This is a genomic window from Streptomyces sp. NPDC041968, assembly GCF_055589025.1.
This window is the reverse complement of record NZ_JBVJCB010000007.1, coordinates 167,636-188,606: the sequence shown is the minus strand read 5'-3', so window position 1 is coordinate 188,606 and position 20,971 is coordinate 167,636. Positions and strand designations below refer to the sequence as shown.

The following is a 20,971-nucleotide window of genomic DNA, read 5'->3' as shown; positions in this document are numbered from 1 at the left end:
CAGCGTCCGGAGCTACTCCTCGGGCCGCTCCCCGGGGCTCAACTGCGGGTCGAGGTCGTCCCGCAGCAGGCCCCGGGACCCGGTCTGCCCGGTGCGGTAGGCGGAGCGTGCCACCAGGTGCGAGGCGACCGGGCTGGTCAGGAACTGGAAGAACACGATGAGCGCGAGGGTGCCCAGGTCGATGCCGTGCCGCAGCCGCAGCGCCACCCCGGTCAGCACCAGGAGGATGCCGAGGGTCTGCGGTTTGGTGGCGGCGTGGCTGCGGGAGAGCACGTCGGGGAAGCGCAGCATCCCGATCACACCGAGCAGGCACTGGAGGCAGCCGAGCAGCAGCAGCGCCGCCCCGACCAGGTCGGCGGCCTCGGCCCAGGCGCTCACCGGTGGTCCTCCGTGCCGTCCGCCCGCAGCGAGGGCCGGTCGCGTACGGCGATGAACCGGGCGATGCCCACGGAGCCCGTGAAGCCCAGGAAGGCGAGCACCAGCATCACCGGGAAGTAGAAGGAGTCACCGTCCTGGGCGGCCTTGACGCCGATGCCGGCGATGATGAGGGCCGCCGCCACGTCCAGGGCGACGGCGCGGTCCAGCATCGACGGCCCGTACCAGATGCGGTACAGCAGCAGGGCCCCGGCGATGAGGACCATCACCACGGAGGTGGCCAGCATGGCGTCCTCCACGGCGTTCAGGGTGGTCACGGTGAGGAGTCCCCTTCCGGTACGGGCCGGGCGGCGTGGGCGATGTCCTCGGCGGTGCCGAAGGCGCGGGCGACGAGTTCCTCCATGCGCCACACCGACCGCCGGGCGCTCTCGATCTCGCCGGGGTCGTCGGCGTCGAGGACGTGCAGGAACAGGATGGCCGTCGACCGGCGCACCTCGATCACGGAGCCGCCGGGGACGTTGGAGACGGCCACGGCGGTGGCGGTGAGCATGAGGTCGCTGCGCACCCGCAGCGGGACGGCGACGACGGCGGCGTGGTACGGACCCTTGGCGAAGATCTGCCGGGTGACCTCGACGCTGGAGGAGAACATGTCGTACAGCAGGTAGGCCACCAGCCGCAGGATGCCCAGCGGGCGCAGCCGCAGGCCGATGTCCACGGCGGGCAGCGGGAAGGCGAGGCACAGGCACACCGCGACGAGGACGCCGTTGACGAGGTTGGCCCAGGAAGGGGTGCCCCACAGCAGGGCCCAGACGACGGCGAGCCAGGCGACCAGGGGCAGGTCGAGGACGCGCCGGCCGCGGCCCAGGCGGAAGGACCAGCTGTAGGGGGAGCGGTCGCGGAAGAGGTTGCTCACCGGCCGAGCACCGCCTCGATGTAGGGGGTACGGGCGAGGAGTTCGGCGGCGGCGGCCTCGGTGAACGTGGTGAGGGGGCCGCCGAGCACGGTGTAGAGCAGGCCGAGGGAGACGGCGGCGCCGGTCGCCACCAGCATCGGCCAGGGCAGCCGCTTGGTGGTGGTGATGGACTGCCCGAGGAAACCGGCGGGGACCACCGCGCCCGCGGGCACCGGCAGTCCGGAGCCGGCCGCCGCGCCGTGCCCGCCCGTTGTCTCCCCGGCCTCGCCGTCCTTGCCGTCGCTGCCATCGCTGCCGTCGTCGTCCGGCTCGTCCTCCGCGGATTCCAGCACCACGCCCTCGTGCTCGGCGCCGGGCGGCGCGTCGCGCCAGAACGCGAGGTTCCAGACCTTCGCCATGACGTAGAGGGTGAGCAGGCTGGTGGCGGCGGACCCGGCGACCAGCGCCCAGGCCCAGCCGCCACCGTTGTCGACGCCCGCCCGCATCAGGCCGAGCTTGCCGATGAAACCGGAGAGCGGCGGGATGCCCGCGAGGTTCATGGCGGGCACGAAGAACAGCACGGCGAGCAGCGGTGCCGCCCTCGCCAGGCCGCCGAGGCGGGTGAGTTCCGTGGTGCCGTCGCGCCGCTCGATGAGCCCGGCGACGAGGAACAGGGTGGTCTGCACGGTGATGTGATGGACCACGTACACGATCGCCCCGCTGATCGAACCTCGCCCCGCGAGCGCGATCCCGAAGACCATGTAGCCGATGTGGCTGATGAGGGTGAAGGAGAGCACGCGCTTCAGGTCGGTCTGGGCCACCGCCCCCAGGATGCCGATCACCATGGAGGCGAGCGCGGCGAGCATCAGCAGGTCGCCGAGACGGTGCCCGGGGAAGAGCAGGGTCTGGGTGCGCAGCATCGAGTACACGCCGACCTTGGTGAGGAGGCCCGCGAAGACGGCGGTGACCGGCGCGGGCGCGGTCGGGTAGGAGTCGGGCAGCCAGGCCGCGAGCGGGAACACCGCCGCCTTGATCGCGAAGACCGTCAGCAGCATCGCCTCCAGCAGGGTGCGCACCCCGACCGGTACCTCCTGCAGCCGCACCGCGAGCTGGGCGAGGTTCACGGTCCCCGCCACCGCGTAGGTCATGGCGATGGCGACGAGGAAGAGCACCGAGGAGAACAGCGAGATGATCACGTACGTCGATCCGGCCCGGATACGGGTCGCGGTGCCGCCGATGGTGAGCAGGACGAAGCTCGCCACGAGCATGATCTCGAAGCCGACGTAGAGGTTGACGAGGTCTCCGGCCAGGAAGGTGCAGGAGACGCCCGCCACGAGGATCAGGTAGGCGGGGTGGAAGACGCCGACCGGCGTCCGGTCGTCCCGGTCGGCCATGCCCTGGCCCAGTGAGTACAGGTTGACGAGCAGGGTGACGGCGCTGGACACGGTCAGCATCAGCCCCGCGAGCCGGTCGGCGACCAGGGTGATGCCGATCGGCGGTGCGAAGTCGCCGAGGTGCACGGTGAGCGGGCCGTGGCGGTCGGCGGCCACCATGAGGAGTACGGAGAGCACGAGGACCGCGCCCAGCACGGCGAGGGTGATGAAGCGCTGGAACCGCTGGAGTCTGGGGCCGATGGCCAGCTTCAGGCCCGTGACGCACAGGGGCAGCAGGACGGGGAGCGGGACGAGCGCGTTCACCTGGGGTCCTCCGTGCCTTCCGTGCCGTCCGTGCCGTCGGTGCCCTCCGTGCCCTCCGTGCCCGCGCCCCCGGGGTCGTCGGGCTGGTCGGGCACCGGGTGGCAAGAGTCCTCGCCGGGGTGCGAGTCGGGTTCGCGGCCGGTCTCCCCGGGGTCGTTGGAGGGCCCCGCGTCGCGGGCCGGTGCCGGCGCCGGCCTGCCCGCCGCGTCGGTGGAGCCCAGTTCCCGGCCCTCGCGGTAGTCCTCCGGGTCGGCGCCGAGGATGTCGTTCCACAGGTTCCCGGAGACGTCGTTGGCGCGGGCCTGGTAGGCGCGTTCCTCACGGACCCGCCTGCGCAGCCGTCTGCGGGCGGCGCGGTAGCGGGCGCCCAGCTCGGGGTCGGTGCCGGGCTCGGCGCGGGCCTCGCGGTAGCGGTCGCGCAGTTCGCTGCGCCGGTCGAGGAACTCGGCGCGCAGGGCGACCAACCGGTCCTCGGTGTCGTCGCTGATCTCGTCGGAGCCGGTGACCTGGTGACTGCGGTAGGCCATGGCGAGCAGGAACGCCGTGGTGGCGAGGGTGATGACGATCGCGGTCAGGGCGATGGCCTGGGGCAGCGGGTCGGTGACCCGGTTGCGGATGACGTTCGGGTAGAGCAGCGGCGCCTCGCCCGCGCTGCCGGTCGAGGCGAGCACCAGCAGGTTGACGCCGTTGCCGAGGACGACCGCGCCGAGCAGGATCCGGGTCAGGGACCGGGTCAGCAGCAGGGTGGCGCCGACGGCGGCGAGGACGGCGGCGGTCCCCAGCAGGGCGAGGCTGACGGTCATGCGGGGCCCGCCTCTCCGTGCGGGGCGCTGCGCGCGGCGGCTCGTTCGATGTGCCGGTCGATGCGTCCGCCGAGGGCCCGCACGATGTCCAGGACCACGCCGAGGACGAGGAGGTAGACGCCGCAGTCGAAGAGGACGGCGGTGGACAGGTGGGCGTCGCCCCACACGGGCAGGTGCCCCTTCCAGGTCCAGCCGTGCAGCACCGTGCCCTCGGCGAGGCCGCCCAGCGCTACCCCGGTAGAGACGAACAGGCCGAGCCCGGTGAACAGGCCCGGTTTGAAGGGCACGGCGTCGGCGAGTTCGTGCCGACCGCCCGCGAGGTAGCGGGTGATGAAGGCGACGCCCGCGGTCAGGCCCGCGACGAAGCCGCCGCCCGGCAGGTTCTCCGCGCACATCAGCAGGTAGACGGAGAGGACCAGGATGGGGTGGAAGATCAGCCGCGCGACCACCTCCAGGACGAGGGAACGGCGCTCGGGGGCCAGCGTGGAACTGGCCGCGAGCCAGGTCCGCTCGGGCCCGCCCTCGTCACCGCTGGGCAGGCCCGCCGATTCGTACGGGGTCGCCCGCCACGCGGTGCGCAGGCCGGCGTGCGGATGGTCCCCGGGCAGGGGCAGCACGGGCTGCTCGGCGCCCTCGGTGCGGCGGTGCAGGTAGATGAGGCTGGTGACGCCGATCGCGGCGGCGGCGAGCACCGCGGACTCCCCCATCGTGTCCCAGGCCCGCAGGTCGACGAGGATCGTGGCGACGACGTCCTTCAGACCGTGGTGGGCGGTCTCCTCGACCATCGCCGCCCCGGCGCTGTCGGCCCGGCGGTGCCCCGCCATGATCCAGACGACGACGGCGACGCAGGCACCGCCCGCGAGCGCCACCGGCATCCGCAGCAGGCGTCGCGACCGGCTGTAGTTCTCCTCGAAGAGCACCGGCATGCGGCGCAGCACCAGCACGAAGACGATCATCGAGACGGTCTCCACGCAGAACTGGGTCAGCGCGAGGTCGGGGGCGCCCTGCAGGACGAAGAGCAGCGCGGTGCCGTAGCCGGTGAGCCCGGCGAGCACGACGGCCTTCATCCGGCGCCGCACGCCCAGACACAGCAGGGCCGCGGCGCAGGTCAGCACCGCGACGCCGGCCTGGGCCGGGTGGTCCCACCCGCGCGGGGCGGGCACCGAGGCCCAGGGCTCGTCCGCGAGGAGCACGGCGAGCTGACCGGCGAGGACCACGCTCATGGTCGTCACCAGGTACACCGACAGCGAGCCGCGCTGCACGAAGCCGGTGCACTGCAGGGCGGTGCGCTCCAGGGCGAGCAGGCACCGTCCGAAGACCCGGTCGGCGGAGCGCCAGGCGAGGACCTGTCCGACCCGCAGGACGGGGTTCGCGGCGAGGAAGAGCAGGACACCGCCGGCCCAGGCCGCGCAGGACAGGCCGAGGGCGAGGCCCGCCCCGTGCCACAGCGCCAGGTGGTAGGGGTGGTCGGGCGCGGGGAACTGCCCGGCGTAGGTGCCGAGGAGGCCCTGGAGCCAGGACACGCCGGGTCCGAGGACGAGGCAGGCCAGGGCCAGGACGGCGGGCGGTGCGAGGAAGGCCGCCGGGACGGCGTGCGCCTGCGTGTCCGGGACGCCGGGTTTGCGGGCGAAGGCGCCCCAGAGGTAGCGCAGGGTGTAGGCGGTGGTCAGGGCGGAGCCGACGACGGTCGCGGCGAGCGCCCAGCGGTCGGCGGCGTCTCCGTCCAGGAGGGACTGGAAGGCGGCCTCCTTGGCGGTGAAGCCGAGCAGCGGCGGCACGGCGGCCATGGACAGTCCGGCGGTCGCGGCCACGGCGCACACGGCGGGCAGCCGGCGGCCGAGCCCGGAGAGCCTGCGCAGGTCCCGGGTACCGGTGGCGTGGTCGATGATCCCGGTGACCAGGAACAGCGGGGCCTTGAACAGGGCGTGGCCGAGGATCATGGCGGTGGCCGCCAGGCCGGTGTCGTGGCGGCCCGCGCCGGTGAGGACGGTGAGGAAGCCGAGCTGGCTGACGGTGCCGTGGGCGAGGACGAGCTTCAGGTCGTTGAGGCGCAGCGCCCGCCAGCCGCCCAGCAGCATCGTCGCGGAGCCGAGGACGAGCAGGAGCGGCCGCCAGGGCGTGACCTCCGCGAACGCGGGGGCGAGCCGGGCGATGAGGTAGACGCCGGCCTTCACCATCGCGGCGGCGTGCAGATAGGCGCTGACCGGGGTGGGGGCGGCCATGGCGTTGGGCAGCCAGAGGCTGAACGGCCAGATCGCGGACTTGGAGAGGGCGCCTACGAGGATCAGCACGATCGCCGTGGACAGCGCCGCCGACGCGGCCGGCGGGTCGGCGAGGATCTCGGAGATCCGGTAGGTGCCCGCCTCGTGACCCAGGATCAGGAACCCGACGAGCATGGTCAGTCCGCCGAGTGTGGTGACCGTCAGGGCCTGCAGGGCGCTGCGCCGGTTGCGTTTGTGGTCGCTGCTCTGGCCGATCAGCAGGTAGGAGAAGACGGTCGTCAGTTCCCAGAAGATGTAGAGCAGGACGAGGTCGTCGGCGAGGACCAGGCCGAGCATGGCCCCGGCGAAGGCGAGGAGGGTCCCGGCGAACCTGCCGAGGTGCCGCGACCGCTCGTCGAAGTAGGAGGCGCAGTAGAGCAGGACGAGCGTGCCCACTCCCGCGGCGAGCAGCACCATGAGTTCGGCGAGGGCGTCCAGCCGCAGCGCCCAGTCCACGCCGTAGGCGGGCAGCCAGGCCCACTCTGTGGTGTCGGCACCGCCCACGGCCGTCGTGCTCCACCGGGTGGCCGCCCAGAGGGCCGCCACCGCGGGAGGCAGGGCCAGCACGAGGAAGGCGCGCGTTCCCCAGCGCCTCACCAGCGGCGCGGCGAACAGGGCCAGCCCGAAGTGGCACAGGACGAGCGCGGTCATGCGGGTCCGCGCGAGGGCGGGGTCACAAAAGGTGAATGATCAGGGCAAGAGGGACAGAACACCTGACAGTGATATATCGGGCGCCCCGGTGGGGCGCCCAGGCACGCCGCAGCGGCGGCACGACACCTGTCCGCACGCTCGCCTCACCGGGTGCCGCGCCCGGAAGACTCACCGGCGGCGGAAAAACGATCGAGGGCGGTTCCGGATCTCTCCGGAACCGCCCTCGAACCGCGACTGTCTCCAGTCGGGACGACAGGATTTGAACCTGCGACCCCTTGACCCCCAGTCAAGTGCGCTACCAAGCTGCGCCACGTCCCGTTGCCCGTCTGACCTGGGGTTTCCCCCGGTCGAACGCGCAGGAAAACCATACCGCACTCGGGCCGGTGGTCGCGCATCGCTTTCCGGGCTCCTCGGCTCCGCCGGACGGTCTCGAGCGGTCCTCCGGCGGGCCTCAGCCCCCGCTCGGCAGTCCCAGCCGGGGATGCGCGTCCAGCAGCCGGGTCGGGGCCGCCTGGCGCCAGGAGTCGGCGAGGATGTCGCGCAGCTCGTCCTCGCCCTCCAGGACGGCGAGCCGGGCCCGTACCCAGGCGAACTGGGCCTCGTGGCCGGCGATCCAGAACTTCTCCGGCTCGGCCAGCACCAGCTCGTCCCGCTCCTCCTTGGGGCACCGCACCGCCAGGGACGTCTCGTCCTCGGGCAGGGTGGCGAACATCTTCCCCGCCACCCGGAACGTGGGCATGTTCCAGGCGGTCTTCTCCGTCGTGTCCGGCAGGGACAGGGCGATACGGCGTACGTCTTCTGCGTCCGGCATGTCAGGCACCGTAGCCGCCGCCACTGACAATCACCCGGCGGTCGCGGGCGCGCCGATCCGCTTGAAGTAGAGCGTCGTGGGGCGCAGTTCCCCGCGCGGGTCAGCCGCGTAGTCGGGAATGGTTCCGGCGCGGGTCCATCCGGCGGACCGGTACAGGTGTTCGGCGGGGCTGCCCGTCTCGGTGTCGAGGTGGAGCAGGGTGATGCCGGCGGCCGCGGCCGCCTCCTCGGCGGTGGTCAGGAGCCTGCGGCCGAGGCCCAGGCCACGCGCCTCCCGGCGGACCATGAGCTTGACCAGCTCGGCACGGTGCCGGCTGTTGGGCTTGTCGGGCAGGGCGAGGCTCACCGTTCCGGTCACCCGCTCCCCCTGGTGCGCCACCCAGACGGCGAGGCGCCCGGCGGCCACGGCGGCGGTCCGGTCCCGCCACCAGGCGAGGGCCTCCGCCCGGCCGAGCGGCGCGAGGAAGCCGACGGAGGCGCCGCTCTCGACGGTGTCGGTCAGCAGGCCGGCCAGGGGCGCGAGCAGTGCCGTCAGCCGGTCGGCGTCGACGCGGGACACGTTCACGGCAGCACCACCGCCAGCGCGTACCGCGCGCCCTCGGGACCGGCGCACCGGAACCTCGTCGGCCCCCACACCCGCATCCGCAGGCAGTCCCCGGTGCCGAGGTGGTGCTCGACGTCCTGGGCCGTCACCTCCAGGGCTCCTTCGAGCACCCAGACGTGCTGCTCCAGACCCGGCACAGGGGGCCGGTCGTAGGAGAGGTCGGCACCGGCGGCGAGGCGGCCCTCGACGAGTTCGCCGCGCAGCCCCGCGTGCGGCGGGGACACGGAGCGGCGGACGAACCCCGCGGACCGGTCCTCCCACCGCGGCTGCTCGGCCGCGCGCACCAGCAGGGCGGGTTCCGCCTCGACCTCGCTGAGCAGCCGGGACATGGTCCGCCCGTAGACCGCGCACAGGCGGTTGAGGAGGGAGGCGGTCGGGCTGGTCTCCGCCCGCTCGGCCCGCGACAGGGTGGACCGGCTCACCCCGCTGCGCTCCGCCAGCTCCCCCAGTGACCAGCCGTGTTCGGCCCGCAGCTCGGCCAGCCGGGCGGCGAGCCGGGCGTCCACGGGGTCGGGGACGTCGTCCGTGTCTCTCATGTGCGGCACGTTATCCCGTATATGAGACGCCCTTGTTACGGGAGGCTCACGCCCGGGCGGCCTGGTCGAGTGCGTCCAGGACGGGACGGATCAGCGGGTGCTCCTCGGCCCCCCGGCGTACGGCGGCGAAGACGCGGCGGGTGGGCGCGACGCCGTCGACCGGCCGGACGACCACGCCCGTGAGGTCCGTGCCGTGCAGCGCGGAACGCGGGACGAGCGCCACGCCGACGTCGGCCGCGGCGAGGGACACCACCGCGCGGAAGTCGTCCGAGGAGTGCTCCATGCGGGGCTGGAATCCGGCGCTCTCGCAGGCCAGGACCACCACGTCGTGGCAGGGGTTGCCCGGGTAGGGGCCGATCCACGGGTCCTTGGCCAGCTCCGCGAGCGGCACCTCGGCGGCGTCCGCGAGGCGGTGGGCGACCGGGACGACCGCGTCGAAGGGCTCGGCGTACAGGGGTACGTGGGTCAGGCGCGGGTCGTCGGCGGGCGGCGCCCCGCGGTACTCGACGGCCACGGCCACGTCGACCCGCCGGTCGAGGACCATCGGCAGGCTGGCGTCGCCCTCGGCGTCCTGGACGCGGATGCGGATGCCGGGCGCCGACTCGGCGAGACGGCCCAGCGCGGGCGCCACGACCAGGGCGATGCCGGTCGCGAAGGAGGCCACCGTCACGGTCCCGGCGGCGCCCGAGCCGTACGCGGCGAGTTCCGCCTCGGCCCGCTCCAGCTGGGCGAGTACGGCGTTGGTGTGGCTGAGCAGGATCTCGCCGGCCGGGGTCAGCCGGACGCCCCGCGCGCCGCGCTCGACCAGGCGGTGGCCGGTCTCCTGCTCCAGGGCGGCCAGCTGCTGGGAGACCGCCGACGGGGTGAGGTACAGCGCGGCGGCAGCCGCCGTCACGGTGCGGTGGTCCGCCACCGCCCGGAGGATGTGCAGCCGCCGCGCTTCGATCACGGGATCGATTCTCTCAGGTCAGGCGGCCGTGGGCCCGACGCGGGCGGGGCCGGGCCCGAACCGGGCGGGCGTCACGCGTCCAGCTCCGCGCGCGCCGCCACGAAGGCGTCCACCGCGCGGTCGACGTCCTCGGTGGAGTGGGCGGCGGACAGCTGGACGCGGATGCGCGCCTGCCCCTGCGGGACGACCGGGTAGGAGAAGCCGATCACGTACACCCCGCGCTCCAGCAGCAGCTCCGCCATGCGGCCCGCCCGCGAGGCGTCGCCGATCATCACCGGTGCGATGGCGTGGTCGCCGGGGAGGATGTCGAAGCCCTCCTCCACCATCCGGCGGCGGAACAGGGCGGTGTTCTCGGCTAGCCGCACCCGCAGGTCGTCGGCCGACTCCAGCAGGTCGAGCACCTTGAGGGACGCGGCGGCGATGACCGGGGCGAGGGTGTTGGAGAACAGGTACGGCCGGGAGCGCTGGCGCAGCAGGGCGACGATCTCGGCGCGGGCGGCGACGTAGCCGCCGGAGGCGCCGCCGAGGGCCTTGCCCAGGGTGCCGGTGATGATGTCGACGCGGTCCATGACGCCGTGCAGCTCGGGGGTGCCGCGCCCGCCGGGGCCGACGAAGCCGACGGCGTGCGAGTCGTCGACCATGACCATGGCGTCGTAGCGGTCGGCCAGGTCGCAGATCTCGCTCAGCGGGGCGACGTAGCCGTCCATGGAGAAGACGCCGTCGGTGACGATCAGGCGGCGCCGGGCGTCCGAGGCGTCCTTGAGCTGCCGTTCCAGGTCGGCCAGGTCGCGGTTGGCGTAACGGAAGCGGCGGGCCTTGGAGAGGCGGATGCCGTCGATGATCGAGGCGTGGTTGAGGGCGTCGGAGATCACCGCGTCCTCCGGGCCGAGGAGGGTCTCGAACACGCCGCCGTTGGCGTCGAAGCAGGAGGAGTAGAGGATCGTGTCCTCCTGCCCGAGGAACGCGGAGAGCCGGGCCTCCAGCTCCTTGTGGACCTCCTGGGTACCGCAGATGAAGCGCACGGACGCCATGCCGTAGCCCCAGCGGTCCAGCGCCTCGTGGGCGGCGGCGACGACCTCGGGGTGGTCGGCGAGGCCGAGGTAGTTGTTGGCGCAGAAGTTGAGGACCTCGCCGGGGCGGCCGCCGGCCGTGACGGCGACGGTGGCGGACTGCGGGGTGCCGATCACGCGCTCGGGCTTGTGCAGGCCGGCGGCGCGGATCTCGTCGAGGGTGGCGCGCAGGTCGTCGCGCACGGAGTCGAACATCTCAGAAGCTCCTAGGAAAGCTGATGACTCGCGCGTGACTCACGCGGTCCAGTCGAGGATGACCTTGCCGCCCCGGCCGCTCGCCGCGTCGGCGAACGCGGCCTCGTGGTCGCGGTGGCTGTAGCGGCCGGTGATGACGGGGGCGAGGTCGAGGCCGCCTTCGAGCAGCACCGACATGGCGTACCAGGTCTCGAACATCTCGCGGCCGTAGATGCCCTTGACCGTGATCATCGAGGTGACGATCCGGGCCCAGTCGACGGGGAACTCCTCGGACGGCAGGCCCAGCATCGCGATCCGGCCGCCGTGCGTCATGTTGGCGATCATGTCACGCATGGCCTCGGCGCGGCCGGACATCTCCAGGCCGATGTCGAAGCCCTCGCGCAGGCCGAGTTCGCGCTGCCCGTCGGCGATGCTCGCCTTCGACACGTCGAGGGCGAGGCTGACACCGACCTTGAGGGCCAGGTCCAGACGTTCCTGGCTCACGTCGGTGATCACGACGTTGCGGGCGCCCGCGTGCCGGGCCACCGCGGCGGCCATCAGGCCGATCGGTCCGGCGCCGGTGATCAGGACGTCCTCGCCGACCAGCGGGAAGGACAGCGCGGTGTGCACGGCGTTGCCGAAGGGGTCGAAGATCGCGGCGACGTCGAGGTCGACGGGCACCCGGTGCACCCAGACGTTGGTGGCGGGCAGGGCGACGTACTCGGCGAACGCCCCGTCCCGGCCGACGCCGAGCCCGACCGTGGCGCGGCACAGGTGGCGCCGGCCGGCCAGGCAGTTGCGGCACTTGCCGCAGACCAGGTGGCCCTCGCCGCTGACCCGGTCGCCGGTCTTGATGTCGGTGACGTCCCGCCCGGTGTCGACGACCTCGCCGACGAACTCGTGCCCGACGACGAGCGGGGTGCGGATGGCCTGCCGCGCCCAGCCGTCCCACGCCCGGATGTGCAGGTCGGTGCCGCAGATGCCGGTGCGCAGCACCTTGATGAGGACGTCACCGGGTCCGATGACCGGCTCGGGGACGTCCGCGAGCCACAGCCCGGGCTCCGCCTTCTCCTTGACCAGCGCCTTCAACGCTACGGCTCCTGACGGGTGAGGTCCCGGCCCCGGGCATGCCGAGGCAGCCCGCGTCCGGGGAGGGGAGGGGAATCGCACAGCAATCTGCCGCACGACACCGCCCCGGGTCCATCGAGCCTTTCTTAAGCCCGGCCGCAGCTTTCCTTCACGCCCCGCGGACCCGCCCCGCGGACCCGCCCCGCCGGCCCGCCCCGTGCCGGCGGGCCGGTGACCGGCGGCTCACAGCGGAAGCCCGTCCTCCGCGCTGCGTTCGATGCGCCGCACCAGGTCGGCCGCCATCGACTTGATCGTCGCGAGGCCCGCCTGCCCCCAGGTCCGGGGCCGTACGTCGGACGCGGCCACCGTGCCCAGCACCGTGCCCGTGCTGTCGATGAGCGGGGCGCCGAGGTAGGAGCGGATGCCGAACTCGTCGACGACCGGGTTGCCCGCGAAACGCGGGTAGTCGCGCACGTCCTCCAGGACCAGGGCCTTGCCCCGGACCACCACGTGCGGGCAGAAGCCGTGGTCGCGGGGCTGGACCCGGCCGAACTCCGGGCTGGTGCCGTCCCCCCGCGTCACCGGCGGGAACTCCGGCACCCGCAGGCCCGCGAAGAACTGCCCGCCCTCGACGAGGAAGTTGACCATCGCGTACGGCGACTCGGCGAGCCCGGCGAGCTGTGCCGCGAAGGCGTCGAGAGCCGGGTCCGGGCACTGCGCCAGGCCGAGCCGGCGCAGCCGCCGCACCCGGGCGGGCGCCTCCCGGTCCTCGGGCGTGAGCAGCAGACGTCCGGCCGGGCGCGGCGGGTCGTACCTCATGGGCGGGCTCCGTCGCTGTGGACGTGCGTCATGTGCGGCTCCAGGGCGGTGCGGGCGTGGATCACCTGGGAATCACCGGGATTCACCTGTGGACGCCGAACCCCGTCGTGGGGGCCGGAGTGTGGGCGATGAGGTGGCGTACGAGGGTGAGCAGCGTCTGTACGCCGGAACTGGAGATCCGGGCGTCGCAGCGCACGATGGGGATCTCGGGGTGGAGGTCCATGGCGGCCCGCACCTCCTCGGGGTCGTAGCGGTAGGCGCCGTCGAACTCGTTGACGGCGACGATGAATCCGAGTCCTCGTTCCTCGAAGAAGTCGACGGCGGCGAAGGACTCCTCCAGCCGCCGGGTGTCGGCGATGATCACGGCGCCGAGAGCGCCCTCGCACAGCTCGTCCCACATGAACCAGAACCGTTCCTGGCCGGGTGTCCCGAACAGGTAGAGCACGTGCTGCGGGTCGAGGGTGATGCGGCCGAAGTCCATGGCCACGGTCGTCTCGAGTTTGTTCTCGATTCCGTCGAGGTTGTCGGTCGCGGCGCTGACCGTGGTGAGCAGTTCCTCCGTGCTCAGCGGCGCGATCTCGCTCACCGCGCCGACGAAGGTCGTCTTGCCCACTCCGAATCCGCCGGCCACGAGGATCTTCAGCGCGGTGGGGAACGGATCGGTGCCGGCGGCGTGGCCGTAGTCAGAGCTGTCGTCGTAGTCCATCGAGCACTGCCTCCAGAAGGGCCCGGTCCGTGGGGTTGTGGTGGAACGCGGCGGGGGGTTTCGTGGTCAGCGCGCCGCAGTCCACCAGGTCCGACAGCAGCACCTTGGTGACTGCCACCGGGAGCCTCAGACGAGCGGCGAGCTCGGCGACCGGGAGGGGCGCCCTGCACAGGTCCAGTGCCTGCGCGTGCTCGGGGCCCAGGTAGCCGAGGGGGGTCGCCCCGGTGGCCATCACCTGGGACATCAGGTCGAGCGCGACGGTCGGCCGGGTACGGCCGTTGCTCACGGTGAAGGGGCGCACCAGCCGTCCGGCCGCGTCGTCGAGCCAGGGCCCGTCGCCGGCCGCGGCCACCCTCAAGGCCTCATCGCCGGGGGTTCGACGGCGTACTGCCGGGGCGCGGTGACCAGGTACGGGCGGACGCTCTTGACGAGCATCGCCATCTCGTAGCCGAGCACGGCGGCGTCGGCCTCGCGGCCGGCCAGCACGGCGAGACAGGTGCCCGAGCCGGCAGTGGTGACGAAGAGCAGGGTCGAGTCGAGTTCGACGACGACCTGCCGTACGTCGCCGCCGTCGCCGAAGCGGACGCCGGCGCTGCGGCCGAGGGAGTAGAGGCCGGAGGCCAGGGCGGCCATGTGGTCGGCGCTGTCCGCGTCGAGGCCGTGGACGGACTTCACCAGTCCGTCGCAGGACAGCAGCACCGCGCTGGTCGTGTGCGGAACACGCTGCACGAGGCCGCTCATCAGCCAGTCGAGGTCGGACACGTGGCCGGTCGGCGCATCGCTCGCCATGGTGGATCGACTCCTTGGGGTACGAAGGTCTGCGGGAGCGCGGGTCGTGGTGGTGGGGGTGGGGGTGGAGGAAGGGCTCGGGGTGGTCGTGGGGGTGGCGGCGGAGGTGGTCACGGCTCTCATCCGGCCGGGTCCCGGCGGCTCTGCTCCACGGTGTGCGGCTCCGTGTACCGGGGCACCGGCTCGTCGTGCGCCGGCTCGGCCCGGGCCGGCTCCAGGAACGTCGGCTCCACGGACGTCGACTCCAGGTGCTGCTGGGCCTCCGCGAGTCCGATGCCGCGCTGGAAGGCGGCCATCAGCCCGGGGTCGTGCCCGGTGTGCTGCTCGGGTTCCTGGCGGGGTGCGGGGCCGCCGCGGAGCTGGGGCGCGATGTGCTCCTGGGCCCGGCGCCGGGGCAGGTGTGGCTTGCCCATGGTGCCGCGCACCGCGCTGTGGCGCGGCACGGGCGGGGCGGCCGCGTGCTCGGCGATCACGCCCCGGTCCTCGGGCCGGACGCCGGGCACCGCGGCGGCCGGCGTGGGCCGGTCCACGCGGGCGCCGCGCACGGGCAGCGGTACGGGTCCGCCGTCGGCCCGGTGGGAGGGGGCGGCCCGCACGGGCGCCTCGGGGGCGGGGGGCGGGGTGAAGGGCTCGGGAGGGGCGGGAACGGCCGCCGGAGTGGCGGGGGCGGCGGGGACGGGGGCGGGAGGGTCGAGGCCGGCTCCGGTGGGAGCCGGCGTCGCGTCGCCCGTGGGGCGCGGCCGCTGCCGGGGCGGCGGCGGCAGGGGCACCGGCCCGGAGCCGGTGACCTGGTCCGGCCGGGCCTCGCCCCCGGGGACGGCACCCGGCTCCGGCCCCAACAGGGCCTGCGGCACGACCAGGACGGCCTGGACACCGCCGTAGATGTTGGTCTGGAGCCGGACGGTGATGCCGTGCCGCTTGGCGAGCTGCGAGACGACGAACAGTCCGATGCGCCCGTCCGCGAGCAGGCGGGCGACGTTGACCTGGTCGGGGTCGGCGAGCAGCGCGTTCATGCGGCTCTGCTCGGCGACGGGCATACCGAGTCCGCGGTCCTCGACCTCCACGGCGAGGCCCGCGGTGACGAGGTTGGCCCGCATCAGCACCTGGGTCTGCGGGGCGGAGAACAGGGTGGCGTTCTCGACGAGTTCGGCCAGCAGGTGGATGACGTCGGCGACGGCGTGGCCGCGCAGGGTGCCGTCGATCGGGGGGACGAGCCGGACCCGGGAGTACTGCTCCACCTCGGCGATGGCCGAGCGCAGCACCTCGGTCATGTCGACCGGGTTGCTCCACTGCCGGCGGGAGACGGCACCGCCGAGCACGGCGAGGTTCTCGGCGTGGCGGCGGATGCGGGTGGCGAGGTGGTCGACGTGGAAGAGGCCCTTGAGGAGGTCGGGGTCCTCGATCTCGTTCTCCAGCTCGTCCAGGATGGAGATCTCGCGGTGCACCAGGGACTGGAGGCGCCGGGCGAGGTTGACGAAGACCTCCAGCTTCTGTTCGCTGCCCGCCTGGCTGGAGAGCTGGGCGGCCCGGACGACCGCGGTGACGGCGCCGTCGTGGGCGCGCGACAGGTCGGCGGCGAGCAGGTCGAAGTCGTCGGCGTCGTCCGGCGGTCCGTTCCGCGGTGTGCGGTGCGGCGGGGTCTCACCGCGGCGCAACGCCTCGACGACGTCCCGCAGTTCGCCCTCGCCGCGCGCGGTGCTGCGGCGCAGGGCGGCGACCCGGTCGTGCACGGACCGTGCGGCGCGGTCCGCCGCGACGGCGGCGATGGCGACGGCGGCGAGGGTCACCGAGACCGCCCCGGCGAGGACGGCCCACAGCACGGGGCTGGGGCGGGCGCCGGTGGACCGGACGGTGAACAGGACGACCGCGCAGGCGCTGAGGGCGACCGCGACGGGCGGCAGTACGGCCAGACGCAGCAGTTGGGGCCGTATGTGGGTCTCGGGCAACGCGAGGGCGGTACGGGAGGCCGGCCGGCCGTGCCGCCCGCCCTCGCGGCGGTCTGCTCGCGCGGCCGGGGCGCGGAGGTGAGACATCGGGGGTCCTCGTACTGGTCCGGTGGCCCGTCGGGCCTGGGTGCTCGCGCGTGGTGGCGGACGCCACGCGGACACGCGACGCCACGCGGGCACGCGCCGTCGCGATGTCGGCCGAGCGGACCGGGGATCCGGTCTACGTAGCCCGACGGACACTGACAGTAGTCGCCTGTGCATCATGTGCGGTGGGCAGTTGCCAAAGTCCCTCGGACAACGTCCCGCTCTGGTATGAGGCCTCGTACGACAGACCGATAAGCCGGTGAAGCACCTGCTCCGAAGAGGCTGAGGACCGGTCGGAACCGATCAGAAACGATCACTGTCGGTGAAGGCGCCGCCGCGCCACCGCTTCGGAGGCCGTGCACCCACGTGACGTGGACATCGCCGCATGGCTCGTGCAGGAGGACTGAAAGCGGGAGGCTCGGCAGGAGGTGGCCGTGAGCTGCGGACCCGGCGGGGCGCGTCATCCCGGGAGACGCTGTGGTGCGTCGTCCCAGGCCATGGAGGCGATCCTCCAGCCGGCCCGGGTCCGCAGGAACTGGGTGGTCTTGTGGCCGTGTCCCTCGAAGCGCGCTCCGTCCCGGACACCCGACTTGCGGTACTCGCTGAACCGGTGAGCGACGGATCCGAAGATCTCCGTCCGCGCGGAGACCTCCCACTCGGAGAACTCCGTCAGTGTCCCGTCGGTGAGCATCTTCTGACGCGGCTCGACGAACGCGTCCAGATCCATGATCACCGGGTCGTCTCCGATGTTCGAGATGATCCTCCCCTCCGGGACGAACAGTTCGCGGATCACCTGGAGATCAGGGTGCCTTCCACCGGTGTTGGTGAAGGAATCCATGAACACCCCCGTCAGCCGGTCGATCTCCGCCCGGTCGCCGGACGAGGGTGCGGACCGGTCCTCCGCCGGCGGCCACTCCTGGGCCAGGACGGACCACACCTCGCTGTCGTGCCGCAGTCCGCGGTACGGGTAACGCTGCCGGAGCACGCCGTCCCGGGTCATGCCGAGACGGCGCGCGGACGCGATGCTGCGGGTGTTGCCGGCGGCTACCCACCACTCGACCCTGCTCATCCCGCGCTCGGTGAAGGCCCAGTCGATCAGTGCCCTGCACGCTCGGGTCACGAGCCCGTGGCCCTGCCCGGCCTCCTCCAGCCAGCAGCCGAGCTCGCACACCCCCGAGGAGGTGTCGAAGCGGGTGAACATGACGCCGCCGACGAGCACTCCGTCCAGCCAGATCCCGTATATCCGCCCACTGTCGGTGGACGAGAGGTCGGCGTAGCGCTGGAGGGTGGCCGTGGCCGTGGCCAGGTCGGTGGTGAGCGACGCCCAGGGAATCCACGGGTCGACCAGCGGGCGGGCCCGGTCGATGTGCGCCAGGAACTCCGGTGCCTGCCAGGGCTCCAGGGGGCGGAGCTGCGCGTGGTCGTCGAGCGGGGCGGTGAACATGGGTGTTCCGCCTTCCAGGTTGAGCCGGCCGGAAGGCCGGCAGGGAGACTCGCATGCGGCCAGGAGGGTGCGTAACAAGCGTTTGGTACGTAGGCTAGCGCCATGCCGCCGCCCGCACCCGGAGATCACGAAGCCCGCCGCAAGGACGTGTCCGAGGCGGTGTGGCGCGTCCTCGCCGTCAAAGGGTTCGGTGGTCTGACACTGCGCGCCGTGGCCGCCGCGATGGGTGTCTCGACCGGCATGCTGACGCACTACTTCCCGAGCAAACGGGCCCTTGTCACGCATGCGCTGGACCTGCTGGAACAGGACACGGCGGGGCGCCCGCGCCGGACTCCTCCCGCCGACGGCCTGCCCACCGTGCGGGCCGCACTGCTCGACATCCTGCCGCTCACGCCGGCCGACACCGCCCGCAACCGCATCTGGGTCAGCTCCTGGGACCTGTCCCTCGCCGACGAGACGCTGGCCGCCCAACAGGGCGACCGGTACACGAGGTTGCGCGACCGTTTCCGCCCGCATCTCGAGACGGCACGCGGCCTCGGGCAGATCCCCTCGCACGCCGACACCGGCCAACTGGCCGCTGCCGCCGTCGCCTTCGTCCACGGGCTCGTCGTCCAGGCTCTCTTCGACCCCGGACGGTTTCCCGAGGACGTGCAGATCGCCCTGGTCGACGGCTTCGTCGCCCGGCTCGCCGGGCCGGGGCCCGGCACGGCCCCAGGCACCGTACGGGACACCTCGCCGGACGGTGATCGGCTGCAACCGTTCCCGACGCCTCCGCCGCCCGCCGCCTGAGGCGGGCGGTCGTGCCGAGCCCGTTCGGCAAGGTGGCCGCCGCACTGTACGACGTCGGCGGCATCGGTCCCGTCTCGGTTTCCGCTCCTGGCAACTCACCTGGTCCGACGGGCCCGGCGGCCGGGGGCTGCGCCGTCGCTGCGCGCGGCGTTCGCGGCGAACCCGCGGCGGACCCTGATCACGGGCCTCGGGCCGGCGGTGTACCAGACGGCCTGCCGCGCCTCCGTGCAGCGGGCCGGGCTGACCGTGGCCACGGTGGTGACCCTGGGCGCGGGTCCGGTACTGGTGGCTGTCGGAGCCCGGCTCACGTCGGGCGAGCACACCGGCGCCGCCGGAACCGCCGCGATGGCGAGCGGTCGCCGGTCTGGCGCTGCTGACGGGCGGTGCGGACGGGCGGTGCGGGCGGGAGCACCGGACCGGCTCCCCTACCGGGCAGCTGCTCCGCGCTGCTCTCCGCCACCGGCTACGCGGGCGTGGCGTTCTCGGGCCGCCTCTCCGGCCCGGAGAAGTCCCCGACCGGCCTCACCGCTCACCCGCGAGGTCCAGATCCCCCTTGCTCGTCCCGGGCATGCCCTCAGTGCTCCGGGAACTCCGCCACGGACGCGAGATCGGCGGCGACACCGCACGCCACCACGGCTCCCCCGGCAGCTCCCCCGCCGGCTCGAACGGCTCACCCGGCCGCGGGGACGCCACCGCCTGACCGACCTCCTCGGCCGCGTCCCTCGTCCACTCCCCCGGCTCCGCCCACGCGTGCGGTGCCAGGTTGAAGGTCCCCCAGTGGATGGGCAGCAGCACGCCGCCCTGCCCACCCCCCTGGAGGTCGAGGTGGGCCCGTACGCCTTCCTCGGGCGTCATGTGGATGTCCGGCCAGAAGTCGGAGTACGCACCCAGCTGGATCATCGTGGCGTCGAACGGGCCGTGGGCGGCGCCGATCTCCCGGAAGCCGTCGAAGTAGCCCGTGTCCCCGCTGTGGTAGATCCGGTGCTCCTCGCCGGCGACGACCCAGGAGGCCCAGAGGGTGTGCTGGGTGTTGCGCAGGCCGCGTCCGCAGAAGTGGCGGGCCGGGGTGGCGGTGAGGGTGAGTCCGCCGACGCGCGTCGACTCGTGCCAGTCCAGTTCGCGCAGCCGGTCGGCGGACACGCCCCAGCGTTCGAGGTGCGCGCCGACGCCGAGCGACACGGCGAAGAGGGTGCCCGTGCCCGCCAGCGCCTTGATCGTGGGCATGTCCAGGTGGTCGTAGTGGTCGTGGGAAATCACGACCACGTCGACCGGGCCCAGCGCGGCCAGGGGCACCGGGACCGGATGCAGTCGCTTGGGGCCGGCGAAGGGGAACGGGGAGCAGCGCTCGCCCCAGACGGGGTCGAAGAGCACCCGCTGCCCGTCGATCTCGGCGAGCACGCTGGAGTGCCCCATCCAGGTCAGCCGCAGTCCGGTGGCGGGCGGGCGGGCGAGGTCGGCCAGTGTGGTGGCGTGCACCGGGACCGTGCCCCGCGGGGCGCGGTTGCCCCGCGACTCCCGGTCGAAGTAGGTCTTCGCGAACTCGCGGGCCGATCCGGAGGGGCGGGTCCGGGCGGCGCCCCCGGGATTCTGGAAGACGCCGTCGCGAAAGTGCGGCGATCTGCGGATGCGCGCCATGCGCTCACCGCTCGGGTCCGCGCCGAAGGCGGCGGGCCGCGGTGCGCTGAGCCCGGAGCTCGGGGAACGGAAACCGGCCACGGTACCTCCAGGTGGAGTAGGTCAGGCCCTCATTATCGTCTCGTCCGACATCACCACGAACGCCGGATGTCACATCCGCGTTCCCTCCCTCCGTCGTACCGGTGAGGGCGCCCCGCCGGAGCGCCCGCCGCACAGCGGCACGACCGACGGTCAGGAAGGCGGCCCCCATGGCCCGCGTATCGCTCACCCCTCCCCGGACCCTCCTCCTGCGCTTCGCGGAGTGGTACTCCCGGCGCACCTACGGCAAGGTCCTCGACCCCGCCAGGGCGCTCGCCCACAACCCGCGCGTGCTCCTCGGCGACCTGCGCTTCGAGCAGTCCGTGGCCAAGTGGAACAAGCTGGACCCCGACCTCAAGGCGCTCGCGGTGATGGCCTCGGCGGCCTCGATCGGCTGCTCCTGGTGCATGGACTTCGGCCACTGGGAGAACGCCGAACGGGGCATGGACCGGCGCAAGCTCCACGACGTGCCGATGTGGCGGGAGAGCGACGCCTACACGCCGGCGGAGCGGGACGTCATGGAATACGCCGAGGCGATGACGGCGACCCCTCCCACCGTCGACGACGACCTCGCCGCGCGGCTGCGGACCCGGTTGGGCGAGCCCGCGTTCGTGGAGCTGACCGCGATGGTCGCCGTCGAGAACCTGCGCTCCCGGATCAACGCGGCGCTCGGCCTGACCAGCCAGGGCTTCAAGGACTCCTGCGACCTTCCCGAAGCGGGGCGCGGGGGCGTGGCCGGGGCCGCCGCCGGCTGACCGGCCGGGGCCGCGGCCCTCACCGCACGTCCGGGG

21 protein-coding genes and 1 tRNA gene are annotated in these 20,971 nt (G+C 73.3%); 2 read left to right on the top strand and 20 right to left on the bottom strand.

Annotated features, from left to right (window positions below):
- Window positions 1-12: 12 nt before the first annotated feature.
- The 19 genes from mnhG to ACZ6EG_RS18775 form a co-directional block, all read right to left on the bottom strand.
- Window positions 13-378: a monovalent cation/H(+) antiporter subunit G gene (mnhG, locus tag ACZ6EG_RS18865; protein ID WP_391972799.1), complete on the bottom strand. Its 366-nt coding sequence runs from the start codon at window positions 376-378 to the stop codon at window positions 13-15.
- Window positions 375-662, bottom strand: a complete 288-nt coding sequence (locus ACZ6EG_RS18860) for an MrpF/PhaF family protein (RefSeq protein ID WP_391972824.1) — start codon at window positions 660-662, stop codon at window positions 375-377. The genes mnhG and ACZ6EG_RS18860 overlap by 4 nt, the downstream gene beginning before the upstream one ends.
- A 26-nt stretch (window positions 663-688) precedes the next feature.
- Entirely contained in the window at window positions 689-1,288 is a 600-nt protein-coding gene (locus ACZ6EG_RS18855; protein ID WP_391972800.1) for a Na+/H+ antiporter subunit E, read from the bottom strand.
- On the bottom strand, window positions 1,285-2,964 hold the full coding sequence (locus ACZ6EG_RS18850; RefSeq protein ID WP_469605831.1) for a Na+/H+ antiporter subunit D: 1,680 nt from the start codon (window positions 2,962-2,964) through the stop codon (window positions 1,285-1,287). Before ACZ6EG_RS18850 ends, ACZ6EG_RS18855 begins: the two co-directional genes overlap by 4 nt.
- Window positions 2,961-3,767 (bottom strand): Na(+)/H(+) antiporter subunit C, encoded by an 807-nt coding sequence (locus tag ACZ6EG_RS18845; RefSeq protein WP_469605828.1) that lies wholly within the window; start codon window positions 3,765-3,767, stop codon window positions 2,961-2,963. Before ACZ6EG_RS18845 ends, ACZ6EG_RS18850 begins: the two co-directional genes overlap by 4 nt.
- Complete coding sequence (locus ACZ6EG_RS18840) at window positions 3,764-6,679, bottom strand: Na+/H+ antiporter subunit A (protein ID WP_469605825.1); 2,916 nt, start codon at window positions 6,677-6,679, stop codon at window positions 3,764-3,766. The genes ACZ6EG_RS18845 and ACZ6EG_RS18840 overlap by 4 nt, the downstream gene beginning before the upstream one ends.
- 244 nt (window positions 6,680-6,923) lie before the next feature.
- Window positions 6,924-6,997 (bottom strand) — tRNA-Pro (locus ACZ6EG_RS18835).
- Window positions 6,998-7,130: 133 nt separating this feature from the next.
- On the bottom strand, window positions 7,131-7,490 hold the full coding sequence (locus ACZ6EG_RS18830; protein ID WP_356611906.1) for an MmcQ/YjbR family DNA-binding protein: 360 nt from the start codon (window positions 7,488-7,490) through the stop codon (window positions 7,131-7,133).
- Between the two features lie 30 nt (window positions 7,491-7,520).
- Window positions 7,521-8,054, bottom strand: a complete 534-nt coding sequence (locus tag ACZ6EG_RS18825) for a GNAT family N-acetyltransferase (protein WP_391972804.1) — start codon at window positions 8,052-8,054, stop codon at window positions 7,521-7,523.
- Window positions 8,051-8,629 (bottom strand): helix-turn-helix domain-containing protein, encoded by a 579-nt coding sequence (locus ACZ6EG_RS18820; protein ID WP_469605821.1) that lies wholly within the window; start codon window positions 8,627-8,629, stop codon window positions 8,051-8,053. Before ACZ6EG_RS18820 ends, ACZ6EG_RS18825 begins: the two co-directional genes overlap by 4 nt.
- Window positions 8,630-8,675: 46 nt before the next feature.
- Entirely contained in the window at window positions 8,676-9,578 is a 903-nt protein-coding gene (locus tag ACZ6EG_RS18815; RefSeq protein WP_356611910.1) for a LysR family transcriptional regulator, read from the bottom strand.
- Window positions 9,579-9,649: 71 nt separating this feature from the next.
- Window positions 9,650-10,843: a glycine C-acetyltransferase gene (locus tag ACZ6EG_RS18810; RefSeq protein ID WP_391972806.1), complete on the bottom strand. Its 1,194-nt coding sequence runs from the start codon at window positions 10,841-10,843 to the stop codon at window positions 9,650-9,652.
- Window positions 10,844-10,882: 39 nt separating this feature from the next.
- Window positions 10,883-11,911 carry an L-threonine 3-dehydrogenase gene (gene tdh, locus ACZ6EG_RS18805; protein ID WP_391972807.1) on the bottom strand — a complete coding sequence of 343 codons (1,029 nt, stop codon included), beginning with the start codon at window positions 11,909-11,911 and terminating at the stop codon, window positions 10,883-10,885.
- A 222-nt stretch (window positions 11,912-12,133) separates the two neighbouring features.
- Window positions 12,134-12,709 (bottom strand): GAF domain-containing protein, encoded by a 576-nt coding sequence (locus ACZ6EG_RS18800; RefSeq protein ID WP_469605815.1) that lies wholly within the window; start codon window positions 12,707-12,709, stop codon window positions 12,134-12,136.
- Window positions 12,710-12,791: 82 nt separating this feature from the next.
- Window positions 12,792-13,415, bottom strand: a complete 624-nt coding sequence (locus ACZ6EG_RS18795; protein ID WP_391972809.1) for a GTP-binding protein — start codon at window positions 13,413-13,415, stop codon at window positions 12,792-12,794.
- A complete protein-coding gene (locus ACZ6EG_RS18790; RefSeq protein WP_391972810.1) occupies window positions 13,393-13,767 on the bottom strand; it encodes a DUF742 domain-containing protein in 375 nt (124 codons plus the stop codon). Before ACZ6EG_RS18790 ends, ACZ6EG_RS18795 begins: the two co-directional genes overlap by 23 nt.
- A gap of 2 nt (window positions 13,768-13,769) precedes the next feature.
- Complete coding sequence (locus ACZ6EG_RS18785) at window positions 13,770-14,204, bottom strand: roadblock/LC7 domain-containing protein (RefSeq protein WP_053140002.1); 435 nt, start codon at window positions 14,202-14,204, stop codon at window positions 13,770-13,772.
- Between the two features lie 119 nt (window positions 14,205-14,323).
- On the bottom strand, window positions 14,324-16,237 hold the full coding sequence (locus tag ACZ6EG_RS18780) for a sensor histidine kinase (RefSeq protein WP_469605810.1): 1,914 nt from the start codon (window positions 16,235-16,237) through the stop codon (window positions 14,324-14,326).
- A gap of 457 nt (window positions 16,238-16,694) precedes the next feature.
- A complete protein-coding gene (locus ACZ6EG_RS18775) occupies window positions 16,695-17,678 on the bottom strand; it encodes a GNAT family N-acetyltransferase (protein WP_469605807.1) in 984 nt (327 codons plus the stop codon).
- A 102-nt stretch (window positions 17,679-17,780) separates the two neighbouring features.
- Here ACZ6EG_RS18775 and ACZ6EG_RS18770 point away from each other — a divergent pair, with 102 nt between their 5' ends.
- Entirely contained in the window at window positions 17,781-18,467 is a 687-nt protein-coding gene (locus tag ACZ6EG_RS18770; RefSeq protein WP_469605804.1) for a TetR/AcrR family transcriptional regulator, read from the top strand.
- Window positions 18,468-18,989: 522 nt separating this feature from the next.
- Here ACZ6EG_RS18770 and ACZ6EG_RS18765 read toward each other — a convergent pair.
- Window positions 18,990-20,183, bottom strand: coding sequence for an MBL fold metallo-hydrolase (locus ACZ6EG_RS18765; protein WP_469605801.1), 1,194 nt, complete (start codon window positions 20,181-20,183; stop codon window positions 18,990-18,992).
- Window positions 20,184-20,350: 167 nt separating this feature from the next.
- On the opposite strand from ACZ6EG_RS18765, the gene ACZ6EG_RS18760 reads away from it, so the two are divergent.
- Window positions 20,351-20,935 (top strand): carboxymuconolactone decarboxylase family protein, encoded by a 585-nt coding sequence (locus tag ACZ6EG_RS18760; RefSeq protein ID WP_391972815.1) that lies wholly within the window; start codon window positions 20,351-20,353, stop codon window positions 20,933-20,935.
- The last annotated feature ends 36 nt before the right edge of the window (window positions 20,936-20,971 follow it).

What these genes read in the sequence shown, in the direction of transcription:
- ACZ6EG_RS18860 (WP_391972824.1), bottom strand. Translation starts at nt 662, where the DNA reads ATGCTGGCCACCTCCGTGGTGATGGTCCTCATCGCCGGGGCCCTGCTG.
- ACZ6EG_RS18845 (WP_469605828.1), bottom strand. Translation starts at nt 3,767, where the DNA reads ATGACCGTCAGCCTCGCCCTGCTGGGGACCGCCGCCGTCCTCGCCGCC.
- ACZ6EG_RS18840 (WP_469605825.1), bottom strand. Translation starts at nt 6,679, where the DNA reads ATGACCGCGCTCGTCCTGTGCCACTTCGGGCTGGCCCTGTTCGCCGCG.
- ACZ6EG_RS18830 (WP_356611906.1), bottom strand. Translation starts at nt 7,490, where the DNA reads ATGCCGGACGCAGAAGACGTACGCCGTATCGCCCTGTCCCTGCCGGAC.
- ACZ6EG_RS18820 (WP_469605821.1), bottom strand. Translation starts at nt 8,629, where the DNA reads ATGAGAGACACGGACGACGTCCCCGACCCCGTGGACGCCCGGCTCGCC.
- ACZ6EG_RS18810 (WP_391972806.1), bottom strand. Translation starts at nt 10,843, where the DNA reads ATGTTCGACTCCGTGCGCGACGACCTGCGCGCCACCCTCGACGAGATC.
- ACZ6EG_RS18800 (WP_469605815.1), bottom strand. Translation starts at nt 12,709, where the DNA reads ATGAGGTACGACCCGCCGCGCCCGGCCGGACGTCTGCTGCTCACGCCC.
- ACZ6EG_RS18795 (WP_391972809.1), bottom strand. Translation starts at nt 13,415, where the DNA reads ATGGACTACGACGACAGCTCTGACTACGGCCACGCCGCCGGCACCGAT.
- ACZ6EG_RS18785 (WP_053140002.1), bottom strand. Translation starts at nt 14,204, where the DNA reads ATGGCGAGCGATGCGCCGACCGGCCACGTGTCCGACCTCGACTGGCTG.
- ACZ6EG_RS18780 (WP_469605810.1), bottom strand. Translation starts at nt 16,237, where the DNA reads ATGTCTCACCTCCGCGCCCCGGCCGCGCGAGCAGACCGCCGCGAGGGC.
- ACZ6EG_RS18775 (WP_469605807.1), bottom strand. Translation starts at nt 17,678, where the DNA reads ATGTTCACCGCCCCGCTCGACGACCACGCGCAGCTCCGCCCCCTGGAG.
- ACZ6EG_RS18770 (WP_469605804.1), top strand. Translation starts at nt 17,781, where the DNA reads ATGCCGCCGCCCGCACCCGGAGATCACGAAGCCCGCCGCAAGGACGTG.
- ACZ6EG_RS18760 (WP_391972815.1), top strand. Translation starts at nt 20,351, where the DNA reads ATGGCCCGCGTATCGCTCACCCCTCCCCGGACCCTCCTCCTGCGCTTC.